The organism is Kitasatospora sp. NPDC049258 (assembly GCF_040678895.1).
In the GTDB taxonomy this organism is placed as follows: domain Bacteria; phylum Actinomycetota; class Actinomycetes; order Streptomycetales; family Streptomycetaceae; genus Kitasatospora.
The window spans coordinates 58,736-65,080 of the sequence record NZ_JBFAQT010000034.1; the positions used below are offsets into that span (position 1 = coordinate 58,736).

The 6,345-nt window shown below is 70.1% G+C and carries 5 protein-coding genes and 1 pseudogene; 5 read left to right on the forward strand and 1 reads right to left on the reverse strand.

What is annotated here, in order from left to right:
- Window positions 1-392: 392 nt before the first annotated feature.
- The 5 genes and pseudogenes from AB0K43_RS24315 to AB0K43_RS24335 all read left to right on the forward strand — a co-directional run.
- Window positions 393-1,001, forward strand: coding sequence for a hypothetical protein (locus tag AB0K43_RS24315; RefSeq protein WP_363643140.1), 609 nt, complete (start codon window positions 393-395; stop codon window positions 999-1,001).
- Window positions 1,002-1,848: 847 nt separating this feature from the next.
- Window positions 1,849-2,271, forward strand: coding sequence for a hypothetical protein (locus AB0K43_RS24320; RefSeq protein WP_363643142.1), 423 nt, complete (start codon window positions 1,849-1,851; stop codon window positions 2,269-2,271).
- Window positions 2,272-2,396: 125 nt separating this feature from the next.
- Entirely contained in the window at window positions 2,397-2,726 is a 330-nt protein-coding gene (locus AB0K43_RS24325; protein ID WP_363643144.1) for a recombinase family protein, read from the forward strand.
- Window positions 2,727-3,577: 851 nt separating this feature from the next.
- Window positions 3,578-4,129 (forward strand): ROK family protein, encoded by a 552-nt coding sequence (locus AB0K43_RS24330; RefSeq protein ID WP_363643150.1) that lies wholly within the window; start codon window positions 3,578-3,580, stop codon window positions 4,127-4,129.
- A 65-nt stretch (window positions 4,130-4,194) separates the two neighbouring features.
- A pseudogene (locus AB0K43_RS24335) lies at window positions 4,195-4,287 on the forward strand (hypothetical protein); the annotation flags it as partial.
- Between the two features lie 141 nt (window positions 4,288-4,428).
- Here the strand turns inward: AB0K43_RS24335 and AB0K43_RS24340 are convergent.
- Window positions 4,429-6,024: an alpha-galactosidase gene (locus AB0K43_RS24340; protein ID WP_363643146.1), complete on the reverse strand. Its 1,596-nt coding sequence runs from the start codon at window positions 6,022-6,024 to the stop codon at window positions 4,429-4,431.
- Between the last annotated feature and the right edge of the window lie 321 nt (window positions 6,025-6,345).

Consider the following 6,345-nt stretch of genomic DNA (forward strand, 5'->3'; position numbering starts at 1 on the left):
ATGGCTGACAGTTCGGCCGAGCGCCGATGCAACGTAGCTGAGCTGTCACCATCCGCCTCGAACATGCGTACCGCCGTCGGCGGCACCAGGCCACAGAAGCCGCCCCGGCGGATTGCGGCGCCGGTTTCGCTGAATCGACAGGCACGTCCGCCGAAACGACCTCTGCCAGGACCTAAGCGAGGCGTTGCCGCTCGGCTGGACTCACATGGTGAGGTCCGCTGCCTCCCCGCCCGCGGTGGCGTCCTCTACCGCAGCACCCAGTCCTACTGGGGCGGCTGGCACTCCGAGACGAAGCGCCTGGCGTTCTTCGTCACCGAGGGCGTCGACCCGAAGTTCGCCGTCGGCGCCAGTTACATCCAGGGCAGCGACATCCTGGCCCTGCCGTCCGGCAAGTGGCGCTACCTGCCCACCGGTGCCACCCAATCCGTCGTGGTGCCCGCCAACGACCCCGGCGCCGTCGCTTCACCTCGGCCGCGTTCGCCATCACCGGCCACGACACCGAGGCCTACCAGATCCTCCAGTACAACCAGCAGGCCCAGAGCTCGTACGGCACCTGGGAGGCGCGCACCAAGCTCGACGGCTCCGGGCCGCCCGACGGCCAGGGCGGCATCGACAGCGCCGCCGCGTTCACGGCGCCCCCCTTCAACACCGCCCCCGCCGACCTCGGGGCCGCCCTCGACCAGACCTACAACGTCCTCAAGCGCCCCAACGGCGGTGCCGTCCCCGGCAGCGGTTACAACTGGGGCACCGACACCTGGAGCCACAACGCCTCCTTCTTCTCCCTCGCTTGGTACGGCACCGGACAGAGCGCCAAAGGCGGCCCCGTCCTCGACTGGGTCCTCTCCAAGCGCAACAACCTCGGCGAACTCCCCGAAACCGTGAACGCCGCGGGCAAGCCCTCCTCCGTCGTCCCGCTGGGCTGGACCGACGCCCTCGTCCTGATGTCCCTCGTCGAGAACAGCAGCACCCCGATGCCCACCCCGCCCCTCCAGCAGCCGTAGAGCCGGAGAACAAACCCCAGCTGCCTGCGGCAGTGCGAAACGACTGACGGCCGTGCGGGCCGGCCATCACCGGCCCGCACGGCTCCTCGGCGTCCGTCGAATTCCCCCTGGCCGGCCGCAGAGCACCCAGGTAGCCCCTCGCCACCGCGCGGTGGCGCCCCGGGCGTCCGAGTGCAGCGTGGGTGGGGCGATTCGGTGCGGCCGAGGAGCGGCTCGGCCGGTCTGTGGTGGCTCTTGGGAGAGATGCCGTCGACAACCCACCGGGAGTGGGCGAGGCCGGCGCTTTCATGACGGTAGGCCTCATGACTTACAGCCAGTTGCTCCACGTTGATGGCAACTGCACTGACCGATGAGGCTGGTGTTACGAATTCAGCACTATGTGCAGCAGTCTCGAGGAGGGAGTGGAGCGTTTTCTGCTGACGGGAGGTGTGGACCGCCGGGTCGCCTCAGACCTGACCGGGCCCCGGAGGACGGCCGACTCCGGATAGGTCCACCGCCAACCTCACCCAGCTCCAGATCTACGACTGCAACGGCACCGTCGCCCAGACCTGGCGCCTCCCCTGAGCCCGGAGAGCCTCGATCCGCAGGCCGACCGGACCCGTGACGACGCACTGCTCACCCACATCGCGCTGCCCGGCAGGGAGACACCTCGTGCCCGATTCGTGGTGCGGCCTTGACACTCCCCGCCCAGCAGGGTGGCCGGCCCCTGCCGGACTCGCGAGCTACCCATCGTTTCCGCCGAAGGATGGGCACGCACCCGCATTGATCGCGTAACGACCGGCAGCTTCCCTGGAGGCAGGAGGCGGGTCACGGCCCGCCATCGCGCTCCTCGCAAGGAGGTGCCGCCATGGGCACCCAAGACACAGCCACTCGAAGCACATCCTCCGCAACCGCCGTCTACCTGCGCCGCTACCCCCACGACATCTGGAAGACGGAGGGCCACCGCCAGGCGCTGCTGGAACGGGCCCGCCAGCTCGGACTGCCGCAGCCCGCGGTGTTCCTGGACAACGGCCGCCGTTCCCGCGGGCCGCTGCCAGCGCTGGAAAGCCTGATGGCACGGATCGCCGACGGCTGGTACCGGACCGTCCTCGTCCCCGGCCGGTTCGTCTTCTCCCTGTCCGACAAGGAAGCAGAGCGGACCACCCAGTGGGTCGCCGCCCACGGCTGCCGCATCGAGGAACTGCCCCGCGCCGCGGCGCCGTCTGCCCCGGATGTGGGCGACCCGGTCAGGGCCCAGCCGCGGCGCGTGTTCTCCTCGGCCCTGGCCTAGCACGCCGCAGCCCGGCGCGGCTGGCCGCCGCCCGCGGGTGCAGCCCGGGGGCACAGGGGGGAGGAGGGGCGTCCGCCGCCCCAGGACACCGTACGACTGCCCGGAGCCACCACCCAGGAGGCATCATGACCGCCACCGCCCCCGCAGAGCACCGCCTGCCGCCCGCCGCCTATCTGCGGTGCTATCCCCGCGACCCGCGCGGCATGCAAGCCCATCGGGCGGTCCTGCGCCGGTTCGCCGGCCGCCTCGGGCTTCCCGCTCCGGTGATCTACCTGGACAACGGCGTCCTGTCGGCGGGTACCCGGCCGGGCCTGCAGAACCTCACCACCGCCCTGATGGAGGGCCTGCACACCGTCCTGCTCGTGCCGGGCCGGTGGGTGTTCTCCGTCGACGACCAGCAGGCGGCGCGCTCCAGCGGATGCTCACCTACGCGGGATGTCGGCGCATCGTGCTGACGCCCGAATGCCGCCCGCTGCCACCGCATCACCTGAGCCGAGAGCATCCGAGTCAGCGTGGCCCCTGGCCGGGCCGGCCGCATGCCCGGTCCGGCCGAGCGGCACGAAGCGCAGGTCACCTGTCAGCTTCGCCCTGCCGCGTCTGTTCGGTCTCGTCAATGCTGTGCGCAGGAGCCTGCTGGCTCCACGCCCTCAGGGTCCAGTGGCCGCGGCAGGAGGACCGTCCACATTCCCGCGCGCCATGGCTCCAGGGCTCCGTCGCTCCAGCGGACGTAGCGCCTTGCAGGGAGGATGCGTGCCCATCTGTGGCCGAGCATGACCACCCTTCCGACCCTGCCGACATTCGAGTAGTGAACAACCAGCGCCCCGCGCTCAGGCTGATCAGCCGCCATGCATGACCTCACGGTGTATCTCTGGATCGGCATGCATACATGCCCTGGGTCAGTTGCGTCGACTCTTAACGGGGAGTCAGGACGTCCGCTGCACCAGCGTGCACGGAGTTCGGTCATAGGTCTATGCCAGTTATCGAATGGAGCGCGTCATTGCGACTCCTGCATCCCCGGAAGGGATGAACTGGACAACAGGCCTTGCACGGTGCAGACAGCACGTCGCCGCGCACCTCCGCAGCAGAGGGAGACCTTGCGGTGCGGTTCTGTCCGCTTCCGCACACCGAGCTGCGGCCACCCCGCTCCCGGGTGCCGGGTAGCCTCGCCCCATCAGCCACAGCTGCGACACCCGCAAGGACGGAACGGGCACACGTGATCGGGCAGCCGGTGAGCGCCGGTCCGCACACGCCGCGGCAGATCAACGACCGGGCCGTTCTGGCCGGCCGGCCCGGCCGGACCACGCGGGTGCCCGTCCCCCGCACTGCCGGGGCGAGCTGCTCCTCACCCTGGTCCACCAGACCTTGGACCAGGCACCTGACCACCGCCGGCCGTCGTGCCGACCAGCTGTGGGCGGTCGGCGTCGGGACACCCGGCATCGTCGACGAGAGCACCGGTCAGGCACTGCGCACCGCCGGCATCGCCCACTGGGCGCCGTTGCCGGTCGCCGCGAACCTGCGTGATCGGCTCCGCTGCCCCGTCCTGCTGGACAACGACGTCACCCTCGCCGTACTCGCCGAACGCGAATCCCCCGCAGGCCACACGGACGAGAACCTGGTACTCGTCCGCTGGGCCGAACGCATCGGTGCCGGCATCGTCATCGCCGGCCCGCTCTATCGCGGCAGCGCCACGCGGCCGCCGGCGAACTGGGCTTCGTGGACGTCATGGCCCGGGCGGCCGCCCTCGGCATCGAAGGACCGGGCACCTTCGAACGAGTCGTCGGCGCACAGGCCGTCCGCCGGCTCGCCGGCTCGCCGTCGCGGCGTACCGGCGTACCGGCGTACCGGCGGGCAGGTGTAGTACACCCCGGACAGCAAGTGAACACTCTGGCCACGCTCTTCGCGGCCGCAGCTGAAGGGGACCAGGTGGCCCTCCAGGTCGTCGACCAGGCCGCCGACCGGTTCGCCCGCGGATTGGCCGCCCTGCTGCTGGTCCTCGACCCCGACCGCGTGGTGATCGGCGGTGGCCTGTCCAGCGCGGGACCGGTCCTGCTCGACGCGCTGCGGCACCGGCTCGACGGCCGGACCCTCAACCCCGTCCGCCTCCAGATGTCCCCCGTGCTCCACCGGGCGAGCACTCCCCATGGGCAGCCCAGCGCCTCACCCGGCGGGATTCAGGGCCCACACCTGGCTGTCGGGCCAGCCGGTGCCCGGCTCCTGCTGGGTGAGGACGGAGCCGTTGACAGTGCCGGAGGCGGTGATGGCGAGGTTGCTGTTGCGGGCGATCAGCTGATAGCCACCGGACGCCAGCGGCCGGGGCGTGAACCGCTGGTTGGCCCTGCCGGTGCAGCCGTACTGGATGACGGCGGTTCCGGCGCTGGTGGCGGCACCGCGGATGTCCATGCAGAGTCCGGACGCCTTGTTCCTGACGGCGTAGCTGCCGTCGCCGTTGGCGGTGAAGGTCCACCGCTGGTTGGTCCCGTCGGTGCGGTTCCAGGAGATCAGCTGGGTGTTGGGAGCTGTGCTGAAGGCGGGATCGTCCAGGACCTGGGTGGAACCGGTGGAGGCGATCTCGTACGTGCCGTCCGCTGGTGCCGGCGGGCTGGTGGCCGGGCCGACCGGGGTGACGCGGTACATCGCACTGGCATGGGAGGCCAAGGTGGCCGAGATGGTCTGCGCGGTCGTGGTGGTTCGGCCCGACCAGACGTCCTTGAGCATGTAGGAGGCGGTGTACGGCAAGCCGACGCTGCCGGCCGTGGTCGAGACCGTTGCCGTGCCGGAGGTCTGGTTGAGCAGGGCGACGGCGACGGATCCGTCCGCCAGCCGCCTGGCCCAGGTCTGCAGCCCGTTCTTGTCCCTGATGAGGCGCCCGGCCCCTTCCTGCGGGTCCTGGTCGACGGCGACGACGTCGGGGTTCGTCAGCAGGGCGAGGGCTTCGGCGGACATCGAGTCGAGCTTGTTACCGGCGATGAGCGGCGAAGCCGTCACGGCCCACATGGCCATGTGGGAGCGCTGCTCGTCCGCGCTGAGACCGCCGTTGCCCACTTCGAGCATGTCGGGATCGTTCCAGTGCCCCGGCCCGGACTGGTCGGCGATCGAGGCCGTGCTCTCGATGTTGAGGATGTTGCTGATCCCCATGGGGTAGCCGTTGGTGTGGCCGGTGTTCCAGGAGGGGGTGATGTCCTCCGTGGTGCGCCACGTGTTGGCGATGCCGCGCCAGTCGAACGTCGCGCCGGTCTTGGAGAGGTGGTAGGAGTTGGGGTTGATGCTGTAGACGATGGGTCGGCCGGTGGCTGACAGCGCGTCGCGCATCACGGTGAACTGCTGCTTCTGCTGTTCGAGGTCGCCGTCGGGCGAGCACCAGTCGTACTTGAGGAAGTCCACGCCCCAGGCGGCGAAGGTGTTGGCGTCCTGCTGCTCGTGCCCCAGACTCCCGGTGCCCTTGCCGCGGGCCCCGAGTGGCAGCTGCCCGGCACGCTGTGCGCAGGTCTTCTCGGTGGGGACCTGATAGATGCCGAACTTGAGGCCCTTGCCATGGACGTAGTCGGCGACGGCCTTCATACCGCCGGGGAAGCGCCTTGCGTCCGCCTGCAGGTTGCCGTTCGCGTCGCGGTCGGGGTTCATCCAGCAGTCGTCGACGACGACGTACTGGTAGCCGGCCGCCTTCATTCCGGAGGAGGCGATGATGTCGGCGCTCCTCTGGACGAGGCCGCTGGAGGGGTTGCAGCCGACGGCGTTCCAGGTGTTCCACCCCATCGGTGGGGTCAGGGCAACTCCGTTTGCCAGCGCGTGTGCGTGAGGTGCGGTGTGCAACTGGATAGCTCCCGCAGCGCAGACCAGTGCGAAGGTGGTTGCGACCGCCGTGAGGGTTCCGAAACCTCGGTCGGCGTGGGGGTGGTTGTGGCGATTCATCGAGACTCCCTGCGATGGATGGGGTTTCGAATGCGGCTGCGCTGCCGTACGGGGAAGGCGCCCTAGGCTTGTCAGGCGGGGAGGCCGACGGCGCGTTCGCCGTTGCGGCGCTGCTGGATGACGACGGCGACGACGAGCAGGGCGCCCTGGGCGACGTTCTGCCAG

Coding starts and splice junctions, on each gene's coding strand:
- AB0K43_RS24320 (WP_363643142.1), top strand. CDS start 1,849: ATGGGCACCCAAGACACAGCCACTCGAAGCACATCCTCCGCAACCGCC.
- AB0K43_RS24325 (WP_363643144.1), top strand. CDS start 2,397: ATGACCGCCACCGCCCCCGCAGAGCACCGCCTGCCGCCCGCCGCCTAT.
- AB0K43_RS24340 (WP_363643146.1), bottom strand. CDS start 6,024: ATGGGGTGGAACACCTGGAACGCCGTCGGCTGCAACCCCTCCAGCGGC.